Origin of the sequence: Comamonas sediminis (assembly GCF_041107495.1) — a bacterium.
Classification (GTDB): Bacteria; Pseudomonadota; Gammaproteobacteria; order Burkholderiales; family Burkholderiaceae_C; genus Comamonas; species Comamonas sediminis.
The window spans coordinates 657,023-678,435 of record NZ_JBGBDC010000002.1; the positions used below are offsets into that span (position 1 = coordinate 657,023).

The 21,413-nt window shown below is 65.3% G+C and carries 24 protein-coding genes; 1 reads left to right on the forward strand and 23 read right to left on the reverse strand.

The annotated features are described in order from the left end of the window. Positions 1-98: 98 nt before the first annotated feature. Positions 99-902 (reverse strand): hypothetical protein, encoded by an 804-nt coding sequence (locus AB7A72_RS07175; RefSeq protein WP_369459460.1) that lies wholly within the window; start codon positions 900-902, stop codon positions 99-101. 155 nt (positions 903-1,057) lie between these two features. Next, positions 1,058-1,948, reverse strand: coding sequence for a LysR substrate-binding domain-containing protein (locus AB7A72_RS07180; protein ID WP_369459461.1), 891 nt, complete (start codon positions 1,946-1,948; stop codon positions 1,058-1,060). Positions 1,949-2,079: 131 nt separating this feature from the next. Between AB7A72_RS07180 and AB7A72_RS07185 the strand changes: the two genes are divergently transcribed. After that, positions 2,080-2,817 (forward strand): SDR family oxidoreductase, encoded by a 738-nt coding sequence (locus AB7A72_RS07185; RefSeq protein ID WP_369459462.1) that lies wholly within the window; start codon positions 2,080-2,082, stop codon positions 2,815-2,817. Positions 2,818-2,820: 3 nt separating this feature from the next. Here the strand turns inward: AB7A72_RS07185 and AB7A72_RS07190 are convergent, their stop codons facing one another. The 21 genes from AB7A72_RS07190 to AB7A72_RS07290 are packed head-to-tail and all read right to left on the reverse strand — an operon-like array spanning position 2,821 to position 21,253. After that, positions 2,821-3,561, reverse strand: coding sequence for a 4'-phosphopantetheinyl transferase family protein (locus AB7A72_RS07190; RefSeq protein ID WP_369459463.1), 741 nt, complete (start codon positions 3,559-3,561; stop codon positions 2,821-2,823). 15 nt (positions 3,562-3,576) lie between these two features. Beyond that, complete coding sequence (locus tag AB7A72_RS07195) at positions 3,577-4,017, reverse strand: excinuclease ATPase subunit (protein WP_369459464.1); 441 nt, start codon at positions 4,015-4,017, stop codon at positions 3,577-3,579. Then, positions 4,014-4,448 (reverse strand): hypothetical protein, encoded by a 435-nt coding sequence (locus AB7A72_RS07200; RefSeq protein WP_313336413.1) that lies wholly within the window; start codon positions 4,446-4,448, stop codon positions 4,014-4,016. The genes AB7A72_RS07195 and AB7A72_RS07200 overlap by 4 nt, the downstream gene beginning before the upstream one ends. Before the next feature lie 41 nt (positions 4,449-4,489). Continuing rightward, positions 4,490-5,743, reverse strand: a complete 1,254-nt coding sequence (locus AB7A72_RS07205; RefSeq protein ID WP_369459465.1) for a beta-ketoacyl-ACP synthase — start codon at positions 5,741-5,743, stop codon at positions 4,490-4,492. Then, positions 5,740-6,486, reverse strand: a complete 747-nt coding sequence (locus tag AB7A72_RS07210; RefSeq protein WP_369459467.1) for a 3-ketoacyl-ACP reductase FabG2 — start codon at positions 6,484-6,486, stop codon at positions 5,740-5,742. Before AB7A72_RS07210 ends, AB7A72_RS07205 begins: the two co-directional genes overlap by 4 nt. Continuing rightward, positions 6,487-6,951: a hotdog family protein gene (locus tag AB7A72_RS07215; protein WP_313336404.1), complete on the reverse strand. Its 465-nt coding sequence runs from the start codon at positions 6,949-6,951 to the stop codon at positions 6,487-6,489. A 21-nt stretch (positions 6,952-6,972) separates the two neighbouring features. After that, on the reverse strand, positions 6,973-8,169 hold the full coding sequence (locus AB7A72_RS07220) for a beta-ketoacyl-ACP synthase (protein ID WP_369459468.1): 1,197 nt from the start codon (positions 8,167-8,169) through the stop codon (positions 6,973-6,975). Further along, a complete protein-coding gene (locus AB7A72_RS07225) occupies positions 8,166-8,789 on the reverse strand; it encodes a DUF3261 domain-containing protein (protein ID WP_369459469.1) in 624 nt (207 codons plus the stop codon). The genes AB7A72_RS07220 and AB7A72_RS07225 overlap by 4 nt, the downstream gene beginning before the upstream one ends. Further along, positions 8,756-10,009 (reverse strand): NAD(P)/FAD-dependent oxidoreductase, encoded by a 1,254-nt coding sequence (locus tag AB7A72_RS07230; RefSeq protein ID WP_369459470.1) that lies wholly within the window; start codon positions 10,007-10,009, stop codon positions 8,756-8,758. The genes AB7A72_RS07225 and AB7A72_RS07230 overlap by 34 nt, the downstream gene beginning before the upstream one ends. Before the next feature lie 7 nt (positions 10,010-10,016). Beyond that, positions 10,017-12,401 carry an MMPL family transporter gene (locus AB7A72_RS07235; protein ID WP_369459471.1) on the reverse strand — a complete coding sequence of 795 codons (2,385 nt, stop codon included), beginning with the start codon at positions 12,399-12,401 and terminating at the stop codon, positions 10,017-10,019. Between the two features lie 14 nt (positions 12,402-12,415). Then, the gene (locus AB7A72_RS07240) at positions 12,416-13,057 is read right to left on the reverse strand and encodes an outer membrane lipoprotein carrier protein LolA (RefSeq protein ID WP_369459472.1); all 642 of its coding nucleotides are present in this window, start codon (positions 13,055-13,057) and stop codon (positions 12,416-12,418) included. Continuing rightward, on the reverse strand, positions 13,054-13,494 hold the full coding sequence (locus tag AB7A72_RS07245; protein WP_369459473.1) for an acyl-CoA thioesterase: 441 nt from the start codon (positions 13,492-13,494) through the stop codon (positions 13,054-13,056). The genes AB7A72_RS07240 and AB7A72_RS07245 overlap by 4 nt, the downstream gene beginning before the upstream one ends. Beyond that, positions 13,484-15,034: an HAL/PAL/TAL family ammonia-lyase gene (locus tag AB7A72_RS07250; RefSeq protein WP_369459474.1), complete on the reverse strand. Its 1,551-nt coding sequence runs from the start codon at positions 15,032-15,034 to the stop codon at positions 13,484-13,486. The genes AB7A72_RS07245 and AB7A72_RS07250 overlap by 11 nt, the downstream gene beginning before the upstream one ends. Then, entirely contained in the window at positions 15,031-16,047 is a 1,017-nt protein-coding gene (locus AB7A72_RS07255) for an LpxL/LpxP family acyltransferase (RefSeq protein WP_369459475.1), read from the reverse strand. The genes AB7A72_RS07250 and AB7A72_RS07255 overlap by 4 nt, the downstream gene beginning before the upstream one ends. Then, entirely contained in the window at positions 16,047-16,802 is a 756-nt protein-coding gene (locus AB7A72_RS07260) for a glycosyltransferase family 2 protein (RefSeq protein ID WP_313336196.1), read from the reverse strand. The genes AB7A72_RS07255 and AB7A72_RS07260 overlap by 1 nt, the downstream gene beginning before the upstream one ends. A gap of 3 nt (positions 16,803-16,805) precedes the next feature. Beyond that, positions 16,806-18,539: an AMP-binding protein gene (locus AB7A72_RS07265; protein ID WP_369459476.1), complete on the reverse strand. Its 1,734-nt coding sequence runs from the start codon at positions 18,537-18,539 to the stop codon at positions 16,806-16,808. A gap of 17 nt (positions 18,540-18,556) precedes the next feature. Further along, complete coding sequence (locus tag AB7A72_RS07270; protein WP_369459477.1) at positions 18,557-19,114, reverse strand: COG4648 family protein; 558 nt, start codon at positions 19,112-19,114, stop codon at positions 18,557-18,559. A 5-nt stretch (positions 19,115-19,119) separates the two neighbouring features. Further along, complete coding sequence (locus AB7A72_RS07275) at positions 19,120-19,380, reverse strand: acyl carrier protein (protein WP_312408887.1); 261 nt, start codon at positions 19,378-19,380, stop codon at positions 19,120-19,122. Between the two features lie 44 nt (positions 19,381-19,424). Next, positions 19,425-19,685 carry a phosphopantetheine-binding protein gene (locus tag AB7A72_RS07280; protein WP_133858483.1) on the reverse strand — a complete coding sequence of 87 codons (261 nt, stop codon included), beginning with the start codon at positions 19,683-19,685 and terminating at the stop codon, positions 19,425-19,427. Continuing rightward, positions 19,672-20,448 (reverse strand): lysophospholipid acyltransferase family protein, encoded by a 777-nt coding sequence (locus AB7A72_RS07285; RefSeq protein WP_369459478.1) that lies wholly within the window; start codon positions 20,446-20,448, stop codon positions 19,672-19,674. The genes AB7A72_RS07280 and AB7A72_RS07285 overlap by 14 nt, the downstream gene beginning before the upstream one ends. Next, positions 20,441-21,253: a beta-ketoacyl synthase chain length factor gene (locus tag AB7A72_RS07290; RefSeq protein ID WP_369459479.1), complete on the reverse strand. Its 813-nt coding sequence runs from the start codon at positions 21,251-21,253 to the stop codon at positions 20,441-20,443. The genes AB7A72_RS07285 and AB7A72_RS07290 overlap by 8 nt, the downstream gene beginning before the upstream one ends. Between the last annotated feature and the right edge of the window lie 160 nt (positions 21,254-21,413).

The following is a 21,413-nucleotide window of genomic DNA, read 5'->3' on the forward strand; positions in this document are numbered from 1 at the left end:
GCCTGCCTGAGCAAGCCCTTGCCCGGCAGGCAACAGCGCAAAAGAGCAAACCGGCACACAGCGCCCCAGGCTGTGTGCCGGTTTTTTATGCGCGGAACCTAAAAGCGCCAGGTGGCCCCCAGCAAAGGCCCGGCCATCGTCACATCGATGCGCGTGCCACCCCGGCGGTAGTCCAGGGTCAGCACCCGGTAGCCCAGCGAGACAAAGGCCTGCTCGCTCCACTGGTAGTTGACGGTGGCAGCGACCTGGTGCGTGGCCCGCGACCCTAGGCCAAAGCCACCCACATCGCCATAGGCAATAGCCGACCAGCGCGGCGCAATGGGGATATGGGCGCGCAGGCCAAGGACAGGGTCGACAAAGCGCTTCTCGGGCGAGGCCTGCACCAGGCCGCCCGCCACATCGACCGAGGCCTTGACGCTCCAGGCGCGCAAGCCGGCCAGCAGATCCAGGTTGATATCGGCGTTGAAGACCGCACGGTAGCCCGCAGCCAACGTGGCGGAGGCCTGGCGGAAGCTGCCCGATGCCGGCAGACTAGGCGGCAACTTGCCCGAGCGCGAACTGGACGAGTAGCTGATGTCGCCCAGCAGCACCAGGCGGTCCTTGCGGGCATAGCCGGTCAGAAAGAATGCGGCATCCAGGTCCTTCATCACGTCGGAAAACGACTTGTCCATCGACACCACACTGTCGCCCCGGAAAGGCCGCAGATCACCCCCCACCCCACTGGCCCAGACATAGGGCGTGAGCTGAACAGCCCAGGCGCCGGTGGCGCCCTCCTCGGCGGGTGCTGGCAGCTGCTGCGCCACAGCGGCCAAGGGCAGGCCTGCGATGGCAGCCAGCGCTGCATGGCGCCAGGCGTTGGCGCAAAGGCGCACCCGGGGGTGCAAGGTGGAAGACCCTGGCATCGCTATCCCTCCATCTGCCCGCCCAGTAGGCGACAGCAGTTTGTTTGATTAATAAAACAACTTATAGATCGAACAAATCATCGCATGGATTCGCGGCCATGCACAGCGATGGCAGAGCGCGACAACCAGGCCGCCGGGCGCTGGACGCCGGGCCGCTAACCCACATGCGCAAAGCGCTCTGCCAGCCAGTCGATGAACACGCGCACCCGTGCCGAGGGCTGGCGGCTGTAGGGATGTAGTACCGACACCGGCATTGGTGGCGGCGGCAGATCGGGCAGCACCTCCAGCAGCTCGCCCTCTTCCAGCGCCTGCGCAATGCGGTAGCGCGGCACCTGCACCATCCCCAGGCCCGCCATCGCAGCACCGGTGTACAGGTCAGCGCCGTTGACGGTGATGCTGGGCTTGAGGCGCCGCTCCACCACCTGCTTGCCCACACAAAACTCCAGCGCCACCGGCCGACCCGTGGCGCTGGAGACATAGGCCACGGCGGCATGCTGGGGCAGTTCATCCAGCGACGCAGGCAGGCCGTGGCGCTTGGCATAGCCACGGCTGACCACGGTCACTTGGCGCAGCGACGCAACCTGGCGCCCGATCAGCGATGAGCTTTGCAGGCTGCCAGCGCGCAGCACGCAGTCCACCCCTTCGCGCACCAGGTCCACCAACCGGTCGTCTTCGGCCATGTGCAGTTGCACCTCGGGGTAGCGGTTGGCAAAGTCACCCAGGTGGGGCATCACAAAGTAGCGCGCCAACGTGCCCTGCAGGTTGACCCGCAGCAAGCCCTGCGGCGGCGCGTGGCGAAAGGCGCTTTCCGCTTCCTGCAGATCGGCCAGCAGCCGGGTGCAGCGGCGGTAATAATCCTCGCCCTCGGGCGTCAAACGCACCTGGCGCGTGGTGCGGTCCAGCAGGCGCGAGCCCACGCGCGCCTCCAGCCGCTGGACCAGATTGGTCACCGTGGCGCGCGGAATCTGCAAGTCGTCCGACGCCTGCGCAAAGCTGCTGCGGTCCGCCACACGCACAAATACCTGCATCTCCTGAAAGCGGTCCATGGGCCAAAGGGACGCTGCAGCGTCCGGTAATTATTAAAGTAAACCGAATTATAAAATTCAAATCAGGGCAATGATCTTTTGAATGGAATAGTGAAAAATCCAGCCATTCCATCAACGACAGGAAAACAGACATGACCAAGCCTACATCCATCGCCCTGATCACTGGCGCATCGCGCGGCATCGGTGCCACCATTGCCCGCCGCCTGGCCCAAGAGGGCCATGCCATCGCCATCAACTACGCCAGCAACGCGCAAGAGGCCGAGGCACTGGCCCAGACGCTGGTGCAAGAAGGTGGCCAGGCGATGGCCATCCGCGCCGATATCTCGCAGGCAGAGCAGGTCCAGGCCATGTTCGGCGCCGTCGAGCAGCAACTGGGCAAGATTGATGTGCTCGTCAACAACGCCGGCGTGCTGACCACCAGCCCCCTGGCCGAAACCAGCGACGCGCTGTTTGCCAAAACCTTTGCAATCAATACCCAGGGCGTGTTCAACACGCTGCGCGAGGCAGCCACGCGCCTCAACGACAGCGGGCGCATCATCAACCTCTCGACCACCGCGCTGGCGCTGAACATGCCCGGCTACGCCACCTACAACGGCAGCAAGGCCGCAGTGGAGGCTTTTACCCGCGTGTTTGCCAAAGAGCTGCGCGGCCGCCAGATCACCGTCAATGCAGTGGCCCCGGGCCCGGTCGCGACCGAGCTGTTCTTTGCCGGCAAGAGCGAAGCGCAGATCGAACACTTTGCCAAGATGCCTCCGCTGGAGCGCCTGGGCGAGCCCGAAGACATCGCCGCCGTGGTTGCATTTCTGGCCAGCAAGAACGCCGGCTGGATCAACGGCCAGGTGCTGCGCGCCAATGGCGGTATTGCTTAAACCTCAGACTGAGCCCAACAAGCCGATGCAAAAGCGCTGGGCTGCAGGCAGCGGCAGATGGGACTGCGCATGCAGCGCCCAGTGCGCGACGGGACTGCGGGTGCATACCGACACTATTGCCGCTTGGCCAGCAGGCGTCGCTGTCACCCATGCCCAGGCATGGGCACCGTCCACAGCGCCTTGCACGGCTGCAGCGGGGGCTGGCTGGCAGACCAGGCGCGGCAGCATGGCAAAGTCCACCCCCGTCCCGCGCAGCTTGAACCAGGCCTCCTTCAGGCTCCAGAGCTGCACAAAGCGCTGCTGGCACTGTTCAAGGCTGGCGATCTGCGCCAACTCCTTGCGCTGGTTCGGTGTGCAGGCCAGCTGGGCCAGGTCAGCGATGGCGCTGGCCGGCCTGCGGGTGATCAGCTCCATATCGATGCCGACCGGCTCAGGCGCCAGCGCGCAGGCGATCCAGCCATGGCTGTGGGACAGTGACAAATGCAAGCCCGCGCCTGTGCTTGCTGAAAGACGCGGCGGCTGCCCGGCCGGCGCCTCCAGCGACCATTCGGCAAACCGTTCCTGGTCGCCCGCGAGCAGCAACCGCAGCGCATAGCGGCAGGCGATGAACTCGGCGCGGCGCGCCGGTGCCGCCATCTGCGCCAGGCGCGCCTGCTCCGAGGCGCTCAACCACTGCGGCGGTGCACTGGCCTGCACCGCGCCCTCCAACGAGGCCTGTGAGACCAGCAGCAGCCGATGGGACACAGAAGCATTCCCGCTTTAACGCGTCTTGGCGTAGCTGCCCTTGAGGGCCACACCCACAACAATGTTGCCCGCATGGCATTCAAAGTTGACGGGGTCCTTGACGGTGTTGCCCTTGTACACGCTGTGCATATCCACCACCGCGTCGGCTCCCCGTTTCTTGGCAGACGCCTGGAAAGCCATCAGCGCCGACAGCGCAGCCCAGCGGCAGGCGGTCAGGTCGTCCTTGCCGACGCCATTGGTTTTTTTGTTGGAGACATCATCGCCCAGCGCTTCCTTGACGGCCGGGGCCGCAGCGCCAGACAGGTGGAAGGTGACACTGCCATCGAGCTTGCCATCGGCCAGACCCATCTGGATGACTTCCTCCAGCGGTACCAGCAAACGGGTATCGCGCGCATGGGCAGCGCCCAGGCTGCCACAGGCCAGCAGCAGCGCGCAGGCAAATTCCAGGGCGTTCATTGTTCAGCTCCTGGTGCAGCGGGTACGGGCGCCACGGGCGCGCTGATCTGCTTGTTCAGGTTCTTGATCCAGCGGTTGTAGCCCGGGTGGATCCTGCGCTGGCCGTCGCGCTCCTCATAGTTCAGGTTGTTGCTACGCAAATAGTTGATGTCAAAGCCCGCTGCGTCGTAGTTCACCTCGATGTATGCCTGGTACTGGCCGGCCTTGTCATACATCAGCTCCATATGGCCAGGATCATCCTTGGTGGCTTGCCAGCCAATGTTCTGCGCGGCATTGATGATTCTGGCGCGTACCTGTTGTTCGGTCAGCGGCGGGCCATCGGCCAGCAAGAGAATCTTTGGGTGGTCAATCAAAACTGCCTGGCGCGCCATGGCAGCGCCGGAGCACAGTGCCAAGGCCAGAATGCAGCTGGAGGTTTTTAAGAGGTTCATGTTTTTCTCATTTCCGAGTTGTGGATGGGTAGAGGACGAACTCAGGGCATCCAGCGCCTGAAGATCAGCGAGGTATTGATGCCACCAAAGGCAAAGTTGTTGCTCATCACCACATCGGTACCGATGGCCCGGGGCTGGCCGGTGATGTAGTCGAGTGCAGCGCAGCGCTCGTCCACCCGGTCGAGGTTCGCGTTCTGGGCAAACAGGCCCTCGTGCATCATCTCCAGGGTCATCCAGGCCTCCAGTGAGCCGCAGGCGCCCAAGGTATGGCCCATGAAGCCCTTGAGCGTGCTCACCGGCACCCGGTCGCCAAAGACATCGAAGGTCGCGGCCGACTCGGCGATATCGCCCTGTTCGGTGGCGGTGCCGTGCGCATTCACATAGCCGATGTCTGGGGGCGTCAGTTCCGCATCCTGCAGTGCCAGCCGCATGGCCTGCGCCATCGTGGCCGGGTTGGGATGGGTCACATGCGTGCCGTCGCAGTTGGTGCCAAAGCCAATCAGCTCGGCGATGATGGGCGCTCCCCGCGCTGTCGCATGCGCCAGCTCCTCCAGCACAAAGGTGCAGGCGCCCTCTCCCAGCACCAGGCCATCGCGCCCGGCATCAAAGGGCCGTGGCGTCAGCCCGGGCGTGTCGTTCTTCACGCTGGTGGCAAACAACGTGTCAAAGACCGCCGCTTGCGTGGCATCAAGCTCCTCGGCGCCGCCGGCCAGCATGGCCAATTGTTTGCCGCTCTGGATCGCCTCGAACGCATAGCCAATACCCTGGCTGGCGGAGGTGCAGGCGCTGGAGGTGGTGATCACCCGGCCCGTCAAGCCAAAGAACACGCCGATGTTGACCGCAGCCGTGTGCGACATCATCTTGATGTAGGTATTGGCGTTGATGCCCTCGGTAGTGCGGTCCATGATCATGCGGCCAAAATCACCAATGGCCGCTGGCGTGCCCGCCGAGGAACCATAGGCCACGCCCATACTCCCGCTCCTGAGCAGCGGGTGGCCCAGTAGACCGGCATTCTCGAGTGCCAGCTCGCTTGCGCGGGTGGCCATCAGCGCCACCCGGCCCATACTGCGCAAGGTCTTGCGGTTATAGTGCGCGGGCAGTGCAAACTCAGGCACGGTACAGCCCAGCTGGGTGTTCAGGCCTTCGATGTCCTGCCACTCATGCATCACGCGGATCGCATTGCGTCCGCTGTGCAGCTGATGCCGGACGGTCTGCCAATCATGGCCCAGCGGGCTCAGGGCGCCGATGCCCGTCACCACGACACGGCGCTTGGCGCTGTGGTTGTCATTGCTCATCCCAGCATGCCTCCATTGACTGATATGACTTGCCGGGTCACATAGGACGCATCCGGCCCCATCAAAAAGGCCACCACCCCAGCGACCTCATCCACCGCCCCCATGCGGCGCATGGGGATCATGTCCATCGCGTGCGCCAGCACTTCTCCGCTGACCATCTCGGTGTCGATCAGCCCGGGAGCCACGCAGTTGACGGTGATGTCGCGCTTGGCCAGCTCGATGGCCAGCGACTTGGTGGCCGCGATCACCCCCGCCTTGGCGGCGCTGTAGTTGGTTTGTCCCCGGTTGCCCATCAAGGCCGACACCGATGCCAAGGTGACGATGCGCCCGGCCGCACGTCTGCGCACCATCGGCATGACGACCGGGTGCAGCACGTTGTAGAAGGCATCCAGATTGGTGTGCACCACAGCATCCCAGTCCTCGCCGGTCATCGCCGGAAAGGCACCATCGCGCGCAATGCCGGCATTGCAGACCACGCCGTAGTAGGCACCGTGCTCTGCCATATCGGCCTCCAGCGCGGCACTGGCTGCGCTGCGGTCGGCCACGTCAAACTGCAGCAAGCGGGCGGTGCGGCCTAGCGCCTCGATATCGTGCACGACCGCTTGCGCCTGCGCCAGGCCGCTGCGGCAGTGCACGACCAGGTCAAAACCATCGCGCGCCAGTCGCAGCGCTATAGCCCGGCCTATGCCTCGGCTGGAGCCGGTCACCAACACGGTGCCCTTGGAGAGGGATTGGGTTGTCATTCAATTCTCAGTCGTTTGCAGCGCCTGCACGTAGGCACTGCCGTCTTCAGGTTCAAAGACCGAAATGCGGGCCGTGGCATACACCTGGCCGTCCGCACGGATGCTGCATGCAAACATGCCCAGTCCGTTTTCTGCAATCAGTTCGCACTGCGCCTGCACCTGCAGCCGGGTGCCTGGCGCAAAGAAAAGTGCCGTGGCCTCGAACTTGCGCGTGCCGAGCAAAAAGCCCAGTTTCACAGGCAGACCGGCCTGCAACGCACGCCATCCGGCCCAGGCCGCTACGGTCTGCGCCATGTACTCCAGCCCCACCCAGGCGGGCATTCCTTCGTCCTGCAGAAAGAGACCGTCGCGCGGCACCTGCAGCTCGGCGGTCGCACCGTCTGCGTCGGCCGCCAGCAGGCGGTCGATCAGCAGCATCGCGCCACGGTGGGGTACATAGTTCTCGATGGGCAGCATCTCAGTCATTGCTTGTGGTTCGTCCATGGGTCAGCCCGCCGCCAACAGCAGCGCGCAATTGCTGCCGCCAAAGGCAAAGGAGTTGCTCAGCACCGCCTGCGGCGCGCAGCCCAGGGCCGTTTGCGGCCCCACCACCTGCAGCGCCGGCAGGGCCGGGTCGGGCTCACCATCCCACCAATGCACGGGCAAACGACCCTGCGGATTGTCATGCAGCACATGCCAGCAAAAGGCGGCCTCCAGCGCACCTGCGGCAGCCAGGCTGTGGCCGCTGAGCGGCTTGGTGGAGCTGACCGCGCAGCCCTCGCCTACCAGCGCATGCACCGCCAGGCTTTCCATCGCGTCGTTGTGTGGCGTGGCCGTGCCATGCAGATTGATGTAATCGAGCGCGGCTGGCTGCATGCCGGCACCTTGCAGCGCCTGCTGCATGGCCGACAGCGCCCCGCGCCCGCTCGGGTCAGGCGCAGACATGTGGTGCGCATCCTGGCTCTCGCCCCAGCCCGCTAGCCGCACCGGCCCGGCGTCGCGCGTCATCACAAAAAAGGCAGCTGCTTCGCCCAGGTTGATGCCTTGCCGGTACAGGGACAGCGGATTGCAGCGCTGGGCGGACACCGCCTCCAGCGCACTGAAGCCGGCCACTGTGAACGGGCTGAGCGCATCCACACCGCCGGCAATCACCGCATCCACCATCCCAGCACGCAGCAGCCTTGCACCACTGGCCAGGGCCTTGGCACCGGAGGAACACGCTGTCGAGATCACATGGGCGGGGCCAGCAACGCCCAGCGCGGAGGCCAGAAACGCGGCCACATTGCCCAGCTCCTGCACGGCGTAGTCAAAACCGGGGGGGAAAGCCCCGGTGCAACGGTAGCTGTCTGCAGCCAACGCCCCTTCGTCCAGGCCGCCGGTGCTGGTGCCGACGATCAGCGCCACCCGCTGCGGTCCGCAACGCGCCACCAGCGCATCGATGCGCGGGCGCAGTGGCAGCATGGCCGCCCAAGCCAGGGCGTTGTTGCGCGACCGCTGCTGAGGCGGTGCAAAGTCCAGCGCCGGCAGCACGGCATCCGCCGGCAGGCAGCCCAGCATCAGCGTCCGCCCAGGCGAATAGGCCTCGGTGGCCGTCAAGGTCGGCGGCAAGGCCGGCGCAAACAGGTTGGCACGCAATGCCTCCGGCGTGCCACCGACCGCGCTGATCGCTGAGCTTGCATTTAGATAGACCGTGGCAGCCGTCATGGTGCCTCCGCCGCGTTGCTGCACAGATCGGCACCGCCCGGGCTGTCGATACGCAGCGACCAGGCGCCCTGCTGGTACACCAGCTCCAGGGCATTAGCACCTGCAGCGCGTACCCTCACCCGCTCGCTGCCCCGGTACTGCAACACCCGCCCGGCTGCAGACACTGCCAAGGACCAGCCCTCGGGCAGCGCGGCCGAAATCGCCTGGGGCGGCCAGAACGCCAGCTGCACATCGCTGAGCACCTGCTCGGGCTCCAGCACCGCCGGCCACCAGCGTGACAGCTGGGGCTGGAGCTGCACACCATTCCATTCCAGCGTGCCCACCATCTGGCCCAAGTTCAGGATCGCCAGCTTCATGCTGTGCGCATCCACTTCCAGCAAGGCTTCGAGTTCCTTCGTAGCCTGGCCCGGGGGCTGCACCGTCAGGCGCTGCTGCACCGCCGCCGAGCAACCCAAGGCTGCCGGCGCCAGCGCCAGCGCCAGCCGGGGCGATGCATGGGCTGCTTGGGCCGTGGATTCCCGCTGCGGCGCTGGCTGCAGCGCGCAACCGGCCAGCAAAAGAGCCATGCCCAGCATGCCCAGCGCCTTCATGCCACCACCTCCGGCACGGTCTGCTGGCACAGCTGGCGCAATACATCCAGGCGACGCTGGGGCTTGGCCACATAGGGATTGCTGCGGTCCCAGGCATAGCCGGCGAGGATGGAGGCGATCATGCGGCGAATCTCCGGCGCGTGCTGGTCATGGAAGATCACATCCTGAAAGCCCCCCTCGTACCACCCAGCTACAAAGGCCCGGAAGGTGTCGACACCGGCCTGCAGGGGCAGCGCATAGTTCGCCTGCCAATCCACCGTCTCGCCCTGATAGGCACGGCCGATGCAGTGGGCGGCCAGGCTGGCCGACCTCATCGCGATCGTCACGCCGCTGGAGAAGACGGGGTCGAGAAACTCACCCGCATTGCCCAGCAGCGCATAGTTCTTGCCCCACAGCGAGGTGACATTGGCTGCATAGCCCGTCAGCGAACGCCCGGGCGTATCCCATACGGCCTGGCGCAGCACCTTGGCCAGCGTAGGCACCTCGGCAATAATGGCGCGCAGACGTTCGACTTCAGTGCCTGGGTAGCGCGCCAGGTAGTCCGGCGTAGCGACTACCCCTTGCGAGCTGCGGCCGTCGGAGAACGGAATGGTCCAGAACCAGACCCCGTGGTGCTCGGGATGCACGGTGATGAGGATCTTGTGCCGGTCCATGTCCTCCAGCGCGATGCGGTCCTCAACGTGCGTGAACAAGGCCCCACGCACCGGAAAATCAGACGGCCGCTCCAGGCCCAGCAGGCGCGGCAGGGTGCGCGCAAAACCACTGGCATCGAGCAGATAGCGCGCACTGACGGCGTAGTTCTCACCGCCTTCGCCGCGCACCTGTACCAGGGGCCGCTCAGCGTCCACATCTACAGCCGTCACCGCATGGCCGTAGCGGATCTCGGCGCCGGCCTTTTCTGCAGCATCGGCCAGCAGCTTGTCAAACTGCCCGCGCGGCACCTGGTAGGTGGTGCCCCAGCCCGGCGAGAACTTGTCGCGAAAGTCAAAATCGCTGCACAACGCCCCCTTCGCAAAGGCAGCGCCATTCTTGTGCTGAAAGCCGGCCTCGACCACCTCCTGCAGCATGCCTGCTTCCTCGAGGTACTGCATGCTCTGGGGCAGCAGGCTCTCGCCGATGGAAAAGCGCGGAAAAGTCTCTTTCTCGATCACCAGCACCTGGCGGCCCTGCTTGCGCAGCAGACCTGCAGCCACCGCCCCGGAAGGGCCGGCACCGATGATCACAATCTCTGTTTGCTCTATCTTGCCCATAGGCCGTTCATCCTTTCTCAGCCGCAGGCAGCGGCGCGGCTTCCGCACGGAACAGCGGCGCCAGCAGCAGCACCATCGGCAGGCCCAGCATCAAGGTCACGCCAAAGGCGCGCAATGCTGGCGTCTGCGACAGCCCCAGCAGACCAAACGACAGCCAGGTGCTGGCAGCGCCGATGACCACCGCCAGCCAGGCCTGCGGATCGTTCTCGTGTTCCTGTAAATAGATGCCGTAGTCAATGCCTACGCCCAGTAGCAGCATCAGCGCCAGCACATTGAACAGCTGCCAGGGCTCGCCCATCAGTGCCATGGTGATGACGACAGCCAGGCTGGCCAGCACCGTCGGCAGCCAGGCACGCCAGGCGCTGCGGCCAAAGCGCAGGCAAAGGGCAGCCAGCACCAGCAGATGGCCCACCACCAGCAGCTCGGTCATCGAGATGCGGTAGCGCTGCAGCAATTCAGAAATCTCCGCCGGCTTGTCCACCCAGGTCACGGCGGTCAGGCCTTGGGCAGCGGCCTCCAGCGCCGGCAAGGCTGCCTGGCCACGCACTCCGCGCAACATCACCATGCTGCGGTAGGCTCCATCGTGCTCACCCAGCCACAGCGGGCGCGCAGCAGCCGATATCGGTTGTGCCAGCCAGGCTTGCAGCGTCAGCGGCTCCTGCGGGCTGACCGCCGCCGACGCCTCGAAGGCCTCACCGAGCTGTGCGTTCACACCAGCCAGCACCACCTGGTTGGCATGCTGCGCCAGCTGGGCGTTGCGCTGCTGCATCTGCTGCGATGGCACCCAGTCCGAGACGGCGCTGTAGCCTGCGATGTGCTGCTGCGCGACCAGTGCATCCAGCCGCTCCTTCAGTGCCTCTTCCTGCTGCAGCAAGGCCTCAGGGCTTGCTGCCTTGACCAGGTAGAACTGCGCCGGGCTGGGCAGTCCCAGCATCTGGCTGACCTGTATCTGCTGCTGCAGCAGCTGGGGCGAGCTGTTCTGCAGTTGGCGCACATCGTCGCGCGGCTGCAGCAGATGGCCCTGCGTGATCCACAGCAGCGCCAGCGCGCACAGCGCCAGTGACCAGGGCAGTGCCGATCGCCAGCGCGGCCACCACCACATGGTCCTGCCGATCCACTGCGCAGCCGCATTGCCCGCCACCTGGCCACGGTCCAGCCAGGGGAACCAGCAAATCACCGTCAGCATCGCCGCCGCCAGGCCGACCACCGAGAACAAGGCCATTTGGCGCAGGCCGGGGAAGGCTGCCATGCCCAAAGCCACATAGGCGATGGCGCTGGTGCCCAGCGCTAGCCAGAGCGCGGGTAGCAGGCCACGCATCAGCGCATGCGGTGCGCGGCCGGGTGCACCCTGGCGCGAAGCAAAGTAGTGGATGCCGTAGTCCTCTGCCACGCCGACCAGGCTGGCACCAAACACCAGGGTGAGCAGATGCACCTTGCCAAAGACCAGGTCGGTCACGCTCAGCGCCACCGCGCAGCCAATCAGCAGCGACAGCCCAACCAGCAGCACCGGCCGCAGCGAACGAAACGCGATCCAGGCCAGCAGCAGCACGCCCGCCAGCGAGCCCCAGCCAATGACATTGATCTCGCCATTGGCCTGCACGGCAGCAGCCTCGGCATGCAGCGGCACGCCCGCCATGATCATCTGGGCATCGGGCGCTTGCCGGCGCACCTGGGCCAGCGCATCGTCCATCGCCGAGCCAATCACCGGCTCCCCCGAGAGGCTGAAGGCCGAGCCATCCAGCGTGTACTGCAGCACCACCCATTGCTTGCCCTGCGCAGCCACCCACAGCTCGGCATCCCTCGGCCGGGCCGGGCTCTGTGCAGCGCGGGCCGACCACCACTGCGTCCACAGGCCGAGCGGATCGTTCACCCAGTCGGTCAGGCGGGCCTGCGTGGCAGGTTGGTACAGGCCCTGCAGCGCGCGCTGGACCAGGGCCTCATCGCTGGACGCGCGCAGCTCGGCACGCTGCGCAGGCGTCAGCAGCGCCGTGTGCCAGGGCTGGTAGAAGCCCAGTGCCGACTGCAGTGACACATCCTTGGCCATCGCCACTTCCTGCAGATGCACTTGAGGGTGCTGGCGCAACACCGCGCGAAAGGTCTGCGCCGCCGCTCGCGTCTGCTCCCATTGCTCGGTGCCCAACAGCACCACGACCTGGCGCTGGAGCTGCTCGGCCAGCTGCTGCGTGGCCTGCGCCACATCGGGCGCGCGTTCATTGATTGGCAGCAGGGCCAGCACATCGGTGTCGATGCGGCCCTGCTTCCAGAAATGCCATTGGTGCGCGCCAACGGCCAGCACCAGCAAAAGCCACAGCAGCGCAGCGGCACGCCACAGCAGGCCGGCAGGCCGCTCCTGGTGGCCGCTGTCAGCGGCAGTCTGTGGGGTAGCAGTCATCAAACCTTCATCCTTCAGCGGAACTGCGCTAGCTCGGCATCGCTGGCCTGGGACGCGGCCTCGGCCCTCTGGATGCGGATCAGGCTGCTATCGCCCCGGGCTTCCTGCAGGCGCACTTCACGCACAAACTGCCCGCCTTCCAACTCGATCGAGGACAGCCACTGCGCCAGCATCGGGTCGCGCGGCAGCAAGCGCATCTGCCAGCCCGAAGCCTGCGCCTTGCCGCTGACCTCAAAGAAATGGTGCAGTTGCACCAGATCGGCCGACATGACGGCAAACAGCATGGCGTTTACCGTGCGCAGCACCGGCTCGTCTTCGGCACGCATCTGCATGCTCAGGGATCCATCGGCGCGGCGCGATTGCAGGCTGTCGGGCTTGACCACCAGGCTCGACGCAAAGGGCTTGCGCACATGCCAGACGATGCCCTGGCCCTTGGCCACCACGAACTCGCCCGAAGAACGCAATGGCTGCTTGAAGCCCTTGACCGTCTTCTCCTGCGTGAACTGGCCGCGCACCACGGGCGCATCCTTGAGCTGCTGGCGCACCTGCGCCAACAGGTCCTGGGCCGCCGGCTCGGTCGCGCCCGCAGCGGGCTTTTGGGCGAAAGCCGGGGCGATCCCCGCAGCCAGCGCCATGCACAGAATCCAGGCCTTCATGGCGCCACCCCCAGACGTTCCCATAGCACAGGTGGGCAGACAAAGCGCATCTCCTGCGTTTGCATGTCGACGGCCACCTGGATCGTGTAGGCCGAATTGAGCTTTTCGCCGGTCTGCGCATCGCGGATCAGGTAGTCGATGCGCAAGCGGTTCTCCCACTCCGTGATGCTGGCCTTGATCTTGAGGCGCTGGCCGAAGACGGCCGGGCGCACGTATTTGAGGCGCATGTCCACCACCGGCCAGCCAAAGCCCGAATCGCGCATGCGCGGGTAGTCGTAGTCGAACTGGGCCAGCAAAGCGCTGCGGGCCAGGTCCAGAAAGCGCACATAGTTGCCGTGGTAGACGATCTCCATCACATCGATGTCATAGAACGCCGGCGTGATCTCGATGTCGCAGGACAGGCGCTCGCGCGAAGCCATTTCACTATCAGTCGGCATACAGGCTCCAGGTTTGGGCACGGATGCCGCTCAGCAGCTGGTGCAGATCGCGGTCCAGCGCACGGTCTTCCTCGACCAGCGCCACGCGGCCGGCCAGGTCGGCAATCCAGGCACGCATGGCGGGACCCACCGGGACATCGGGCTGGATGCGCTCACGCAACGGCACTGCCTGGCGCGCGGCGATCAACATGGCCGCCAGCACCTGCTCGGTCAGCTCCAGCACCCGCAGCGCATCGCGCGCGGCAATCGTGCCCATGCTCACTTTGTCCTGGTTGTGGCACTCGGTCGAGCGCGAGAACACCGAAGCCGGCATGGTCTGTTTGAGGGCCTCGGCCGTCCAGGCCGAGGCACTGATCTGCAGCGCCTTGAGGCCATGGTTGATCGGCTGCGTTGCGCCCTGCGAGCCCGACAGGTTCGATGGCAGGCCCTGGCTGTAGCGCGTGTCCACCAGCAGTGCGAGCTGCCGGTCCAGCAGATCGGCAATATTGGCTACCGTGTTCTTCAAGGTATCCATGGCCAGCGCTATATGGCCGCCATAGAAATGGCCGCCATGCAGCACCCGCTCCTCATCGGGCTCGATCAGCGGGTTGTCGTTGGCCGAGTTGAGCTCTGCCTCGATCAGTTGGCGCAAAAAGGGCAAGGCATCTTCGAGCACGCCGATCACATGCGGTGCGCAACGCAGCGAGTAGCGGTCCTGCAGGCGGTGGGAGTTGCGCAGCTGCGCCTCGACCACCAGGTCGCCCCGGATGCGTGCGGCGGCGCGCTGCTGGCCTGCATGGGGTTTGGCGGCAAACAGCGTCTCGTCAAAATGGTGGGCATTGCCGGCAATGGCAACCACATTGGCCGCCGTGATGCGGCAAGCCAGGCGCGAGACATAATCCGCGCGCTGCCAGGCCAGGCAGCCCAGCGCCGTCATCACGGCCGTGCCATTCATCAGCGCGAGGCCTTCCTTGGGACGCAGGCGCAATGGTGTCGCCCCAGTATCTTGCAGGGCCTGCGCGGCGGGCACAACCTGGCCCCGGAACAGCACCTCACGCTCACCGCAGAGCACCGCTGCCACATAGGACAGCGGGGTGAGATCGCCACTGGCACCCACCGAGCCTTCGGCAGGAATGCGCGGCAGGATATCGTGCTCGATCAGGTGCTCAAGCTGCTGCAGCAGCGCCCAGCTGACGCCTGACATGCCCTGGCACAACGAGGCCAGGCGGCAGGCCAGCACCGCGCGCGTTTCCACGTCGGTCAGAAAACGGCCCATGCCGCAGCCGTGGTAGGCATAGAGGTGGTGCGGCAGATCGGGGATCAGCGCTGGCGGAATCTCGACCGTGCAGGAGTCGCCATAGCCGGTGGTGACGCCATAGACCACACCATCTTCGCGCAACAGCCGGTCGAGAAAATCCGCGCCGCGCTGTATGCGGCTGCGGAACAGGGGATCGGGCGAGAGCTGCACTCGCGCCTGGCCCTGGGCGATAGCCGTGATCTGCTCGATCTGCAGCGGGCTGCCATCAAAGAGGATCAGCGTGGGTGGAACGTTCTGTGTCATGGGGAGCTACTTTTCTGGGCCTGTGCCAAAGGGGTGACGGGCTGCGGCGCGTTGGCCTGCGCCCAGAAGGGAAAGAAATTGAACCAGTCCCAGGGCGCGCTGCGCAGCCGCGCCTCCAGCGCCGCCGCGTAACGGGCGGCATACTGGGCCAGCGCTTGCTCGCGGCCAGCGCGGGGCAGCACCACCTGCGAGGCCAGGGTCTCGATCTGCAGCGCATAGCCGTCGCTGGCGTGGGTGCAGGTCATCAGCAGCAAGGGGCACTTGAGCAGCGCCGCTATCACATAGGGACCGGTGGGAAAGGCCGCTTGCGCGCCCAGGAACGGGGCCTGTGCGGTATTGCCCGCGTGCACCGGCACCCGGTCACCCGCAATGGCGATGAACTCCCCGGCGCTGACGCGCTCGGCCAGCATCATCGCCGTGGCTGCGTTGAACTCCTTCACTTGCAAGAAGCGCACCTGGCTGCCCGGTGACAGGCGCGCCAGCATGCGGTTGAATTGCTGCGCGTGGCGGGTGTGCACCAGCACATTCAGCCGCAGGCCCGCGCGCTGCTCGGCCAGCACCTGGCTCAGTTCGATGCAGCCCATATGGGCGGTGATGAACACGGCCCCCTGGCCACGTGCGATCAAATCCATGACGGCCTGCTGCCCCAGAACCTGCACCCGGGAGGCAGGGTAACGGCCCGAGATGGCCAGCATCTTGTCGAGAATGACCTGCGCAAACATGCGGAAGTGGCGCAGGCTCTCCCGCCAACCGGGCGAATGCGGCCACAGGCCATGGGCTTGCTGCATGCGCTGCAGGTAGTCCAACGACGACTGCCTGGCCAGAGGCCGGCTGAGCCAGTAATAGCTGACGACCGGGTAGAGGCACAGCAAGAACGGCCAACGCCCCAACAACCGGTGGATCTGGTAGAGCAGCCACATGCCTGCGACAAAACTGCTCTCCCCGATCTGGGCCCAATGCGTGGGTGGCGTCTGCGGACAAGCCTGCGAAGCCTTGTTGCATGCGCCTGCCATCAGACCGCCCTCCGCCGCGTCAGCTTGCGCAGCAGCAGCACCGGGCTGCGCAACAGCATGCCCGCAAACAGGCGCGCATGCATCTTGGAGATCAGCAGGTTGTCACGCAGCATCCGAAAATGGGACAGGCCATCTTGCGGGTAGGTCACGCGGGTGAACTGCGTGACAAAGGGCACGCCCTGCCAGTGCATGCGCACGAGGATCTCGGTATCAAACTCCATGCGCCGCCCGATGTGGGCGCTGTCCCAGGCACGCAAGCTGGACGCCAGCGGGTAGACCCGGAAGCCGCACATGGAGTCGCGGATGTCCAGGGACAAGGTATTGATCCAGACCCAGACATGGGTGGCATAGCGGCCATACAGTCTGGCTTTGGGCACGCTGTGGTCGTAGACCGGCGCACCGCAGACCATGGCCAAGGGATGCTGGCGTGACAGGGCGGCGAAGCCAGCGATGTCGGCGGTGGCATGCTGGCCATCGGCATCGATCTGCACCGCATGCGTGAAGCCGCGCTGCTGCGCGCGGCGCATGCCGGCGATCATGGCCGCGCCCTTGCCCTGGTTCTGCGCCAGGCGCAGCAGCTCCACCCGGGGTGCATGTTCGGCGGCCAGCGCATCCAGCACGGCGGCGCAGCGCGCCTCCGAACCATCATCCACCATGATGCAATCCTGCCCGCTGGCCAGGACACCGCGCAGCATGTCTGCCATCGTGTCGGGATGGTTGTAGACCGGGATGATGGTGATGATGGCGTGCTGCATGCTTCAAACGCCCTGCAGCAGCCGGCCGCTGGCATGCATGCCACGCGCCGAACGGATGGCGAACTGGACCGCGCCCTTGGCCGCCAGCCACTGGAGCTCGACCTCGACGGTATCGCCCGGCAAGATCGGCTGCTGGAACTTGATGACCTCGCCCCGGCCATAGGCCGCTGTTAATGCAAAGGCCTGCTGCGCCAAAGTCACCGCCCAGTGCAGCTGGGCCACGCCGGGAACCAGCAGGGCCTGCGGAAAATGCCCATCCAGCACACGCAAGCCCGCCAGGACCTGGAGGCGGGCGCAGGCCTCGGTGGCGCTGCGGCGGATCCATTGCGGCGCGGGCATCATCGGATCAAACAGCGCCAGCAGGCTTTGCTGGGTAACCTTGCTCTGCGCATTCATCGGCATGCGCTCGACATAGCGCCAGCTGCGTGGCAGCGCCACCCGCTCTACCCGATCAGCAAGCAAGGCACGCAGGGCCTGTGCCAGGGCCTGGCGGCCATGGGTAAGCAGCTGCTGCCAGCCCGCTTCCGTCAGCGCCAGCACCATGCCCACGCGGGTCGGCAAGTCGCTGCGCTCGATCAGCACCGCGCGGGCCGCATGCACCCAGTCACTGGCCTGCAGGGCCAGCTCCAGTGCAGTCAAAGAAATGCGCTTTTCGGCAATTTTCACAATCCGGTCCACCCGGCCCCGTAGCACAAAGCTGGTCCCATCGCTGCTGGCCTTGGCCCGGTCTGCGGTCTGCCACCACACTGCAGGATCGGGCAGATGCGGTGAGCGCACCTTGAGCACACCGCTGTCCGCGTCCAGCGCGACGGCCACACCCGGCAAGGCTTGCCATACCTCGCCTGAATCGGCGCGGCGCCGCCAGGCAATGCCACCGGTCTCCGAGCTGCCAAACACCTCCGTCGGGGAATGCCCCAGCACTGCCAGGCAGTGGGCCGAGGCCTCGGCAGCCAAGGGCCCGCCTGAGGAAAAAATGGCGCGCAAACGCGATGGCGCATCGCCCCAGGGCAGCTGCTGCGGCAGCCGGCCCAGCATCGCAGGGCTGGACACCAGCAGGCACGCAGGTGCCTGGCGGAACTGCGCGAGCAGGTCTTCGGGGTAGCGCGCGAAGGCCGAGCCGAGCATGCGGCCCGCCGACAGCGGCCACAGCACTCGGAACAGCAGCCCATAGATATGCTGGTGCGAAACGGTGGCCAGCACCTGCAGCGGCCCACCGCCCTGCGCAGCGCCAAAGGCTGCCTCCAGCGCCTGGACTTCGGCATCCAGCTGCGCCAGCTGCTTGACAATGCGCTCGGGCTTGCCGGTCGAGCCCGACGTGAACAGCACCAAGCGCGTGGCATGCCTGTCCAAGGCCAGCAAAGGCGTATCGCCAGCAGCATCGGCCACGGATGCCACGGCGCCGGGCAGCAGCCCTGCAGTACCGGCCAGGCTGGGCAGCAGGGCATCGGTGGTCGCCGGCTGCAGATCGCTTAGCAGCACTGGCGTCTTGCCTGCATGCCAGGCCCCCCATAGCGCGGCCGAAAATTCCAGCGCATCGTCAAAATAAAAGCCGATCTCCTGGCCGGGCAGCTCTGCAAAGGCGGCATACCAGCAGCGCACCATCTGCAGCCATTCGCCGCCCGCCACGGCCTGGGCATCGCTTGGTGTGACCCGCATGGCCACGGGGCGCTGGGCGCCCTGCTCTGCCATCGCCACGGCCACGTCGGCCAATGCCACACCCTGCTTCAACTGCGTCACCCCTTGTCCCATTGCGTTCACATCCCGGGCGCTGGCTGCCGCACATGGCGCCGCACCAGCCACTCGCCGCCCATCAGGCATCCCATCAGGAGGTAAGCCAGCAGTCCGTTATAGAAAGCCCAAACGGCATCACTGCCCCAGAGTGCGGTAATGGCAGCGACCGCGCCATTGAGCCCAAAGAACAGGCACCACACCAAGGTGACCTTGCGTGTGTAGCGCACGCCGGATGCCGGCAATGCGGGCTCCTGCAGCCGCGCCAGGCGCTCGACCACCGAAGGCGGGTGCAAGAGGCTGTAGCCAAATACCGCCAACATCACCGCATTGACCCAGACCGGGTAGAGCTTGACCATCAGCGGATCGTTGCCCAGCCAGGCAGCCAGGCCCAGCGCGGCGGCGCCTGCTGCCGCGAGCCACCAAAACTTCTGCTGGGCGATGAGCGCACGCCCAACAGCCAGCACCACGATCAACAGCGCCAGCCACTGGGGCGCAACCCGCCCGATGGTGGCGTACACCACCAGCGGGTAGAGCACGGTCAGCCCGACCAGGGCCCAGTTCAGCGCGCTGCGCATGCCCATGGCGCTCAGGCGGCCTGCTGGTCCTCGTTGACCAGCAGGTAGAGCGCGTCCACGACGTCCTGCACGGTGCGCACCGACTTGAAGGCTTCCGCATTCAGGCGCTTACCCACCAGGGGCTTGAGCTGCACGATCAGGTCGACCGCATCGATGCTGTCGATATCCAGGTCGTCATAGAGCCTGGCCTCAGGTGTGATGCGCGCGGCCTCGATGCTGAAGTTCTCGTCCAGGATGCGCACGATATGTTCATAAATTTCTTGCTTTTTCAAAGCGGTACCCAATGAATCAATAGATGAGAAGGAGCCAGGGACGCTTATTGCGCCTGGTGCCCAGCGACAAAAGCCACCAGGGCGTTGACGCTGCTGAAATGCTGGCGGGTCTGCTCGGAGTCGGCCGACATGCTCAGGCCATATTTCTTCTGCAGCGCCAGGCCCAGTTCCAGCGCGTCGATGGAGTCCAGGCCCAGACCGTCCACAAACAGTGGTGCGGCCGAATCGATGTCCTGCGGTGCCAGGTCTTCCAGTGCCAGCGATGCGATGATGAGTTCCTTGATTTCCTGTTCAAGCTGAAGCACGTGAGGGTCCTCTGAATAAATAATCGGACAGGTAATCGGTCACCTGGCGTGCCGCCAGCGACTCGTTGCCTGCCACTGTGCAGAATTCTTGAATGGCGATGTCTTCCCGCACTTCGAACGTGAAATGCGGCTTGCGCACCGGCACCCGCCACCAGGGAAGGCCCTTGGACAGCATCGGCAAGCTGGTGTGGATGTACACCGGCGTGATATCGACGCCACCCTTGACCGCCACATGCGCCGCGCCACGCTGCAGTTTGGGCGCGCCCTGCAGCGGCGTGCGCGTGCCTTCCGGGAAAATGATCAGGTTGCTGCCGGCATCGAGCGAACGGGTGCAGTCCTCGATCAGCTGGGCGCCGCCGCCATTGCAGATGAAACCTGCCGCCTGAATGGGACCACGCGTAAAGGGGTTGCGCAGCAGCGAGGCCTTCACAATGCAGTCCGCCTTCGGGATGAAGGAGATCAGAAACACCACGTCGATCAGCGAGGGGTGGTTGGCCAGAATCAACAGTCCTTGGCGGTTGAGGCGCTCCAGATGGCGGGTCTCGTACGAGATCACGCCCACAAAATTCATCAGGCCGACAAACCAGCGAAAGCTGTGGTGTATCCATGCCTGCGCGGCATTCTTGCGCTGTTGCGGATCGCGGTTGCAGACCAGCAGCAGCGGATAGACCAGCAAGCGGACCACCAACCCGCCCAGGCCAAAGACGGCAAAACAAAAGCCCGTCGCAAAGACACGCCAGTAACGGTTGAGACGTTCAGCCATGCATGCGCTCCCAGGTCCAGCCCCTGCCCGGCGCGGCTTGTGCCCCGGTCCATTGGGCTTGCGTGGGATCCAGTAGAAAACGCAGTACCTGCAGACCATGAGGAAGGCCTGCCTGACCAGTACCTGCATCGGCCTCGCCGTGGGCCACCGCTGCAGTCAGCGCAAAGGCTGGCAGACCAGGCCGGATCAGGCTGACCACCAAGGCCCACGCGAATTCGGCAGCAACGGCATCGCCAAAACGCGCGTACTCGCCCGGCAGGCCCTCGTCATAGCAGACCAGCACCACCGCAGAAGCACCCTCGTGCAGCAGGCCGATGGCCTCGACGAGGCCGGCCTCGGGGCCAGCGGAGGACGCCGCTATACAGATGGCATTGGAAACCATGCCCCGCAGAATTGAATACTGCGCCGCAACGCCGTTGTGCACGGACAGCGCAAATGCGGTAGGAGAAAGGGGTTGTGCGCCGGCCTGGGCGCGCAGCAGCCGCAAGGATTTGTCGCTGTCACCGTAGCGGGACACCCAGACCATGGGGATATCGGCCATCGATGTCTGCGCCAGCACATCGTCTGCCACCACGACCGCCATCTTGGCCAACGACCCGAGTCTGCGGCGTGCCATTGCGGGAATAGAGGAGACATCGAGATCCAGTTCCCCCAGCGGTGCCGATGGCTGGGCCGCTGCCCAAGTCCCCCATTGGCATGGCGTGCGAAGCCCGCGCCCGACGGCTGAATGGGCTTGAATGGAAAACTCAATCCTCACGCCTGCTCCACTGGTTGATATTTGCTGGGTAGCGGTGTGGCAATACACACCGGCCGCAAATTCTAACCTTTGATGTTATTTAGCTATCGAACTATCAATTTCAAAAGAATAAAAACATTTAACAATAACCCGCCGGAGATGAGGAAAGAGTTACAACCAAGACCTTCGAAAAAAGCAACATCGCCGCCCTGCCAGCTCTCGCCAGGGC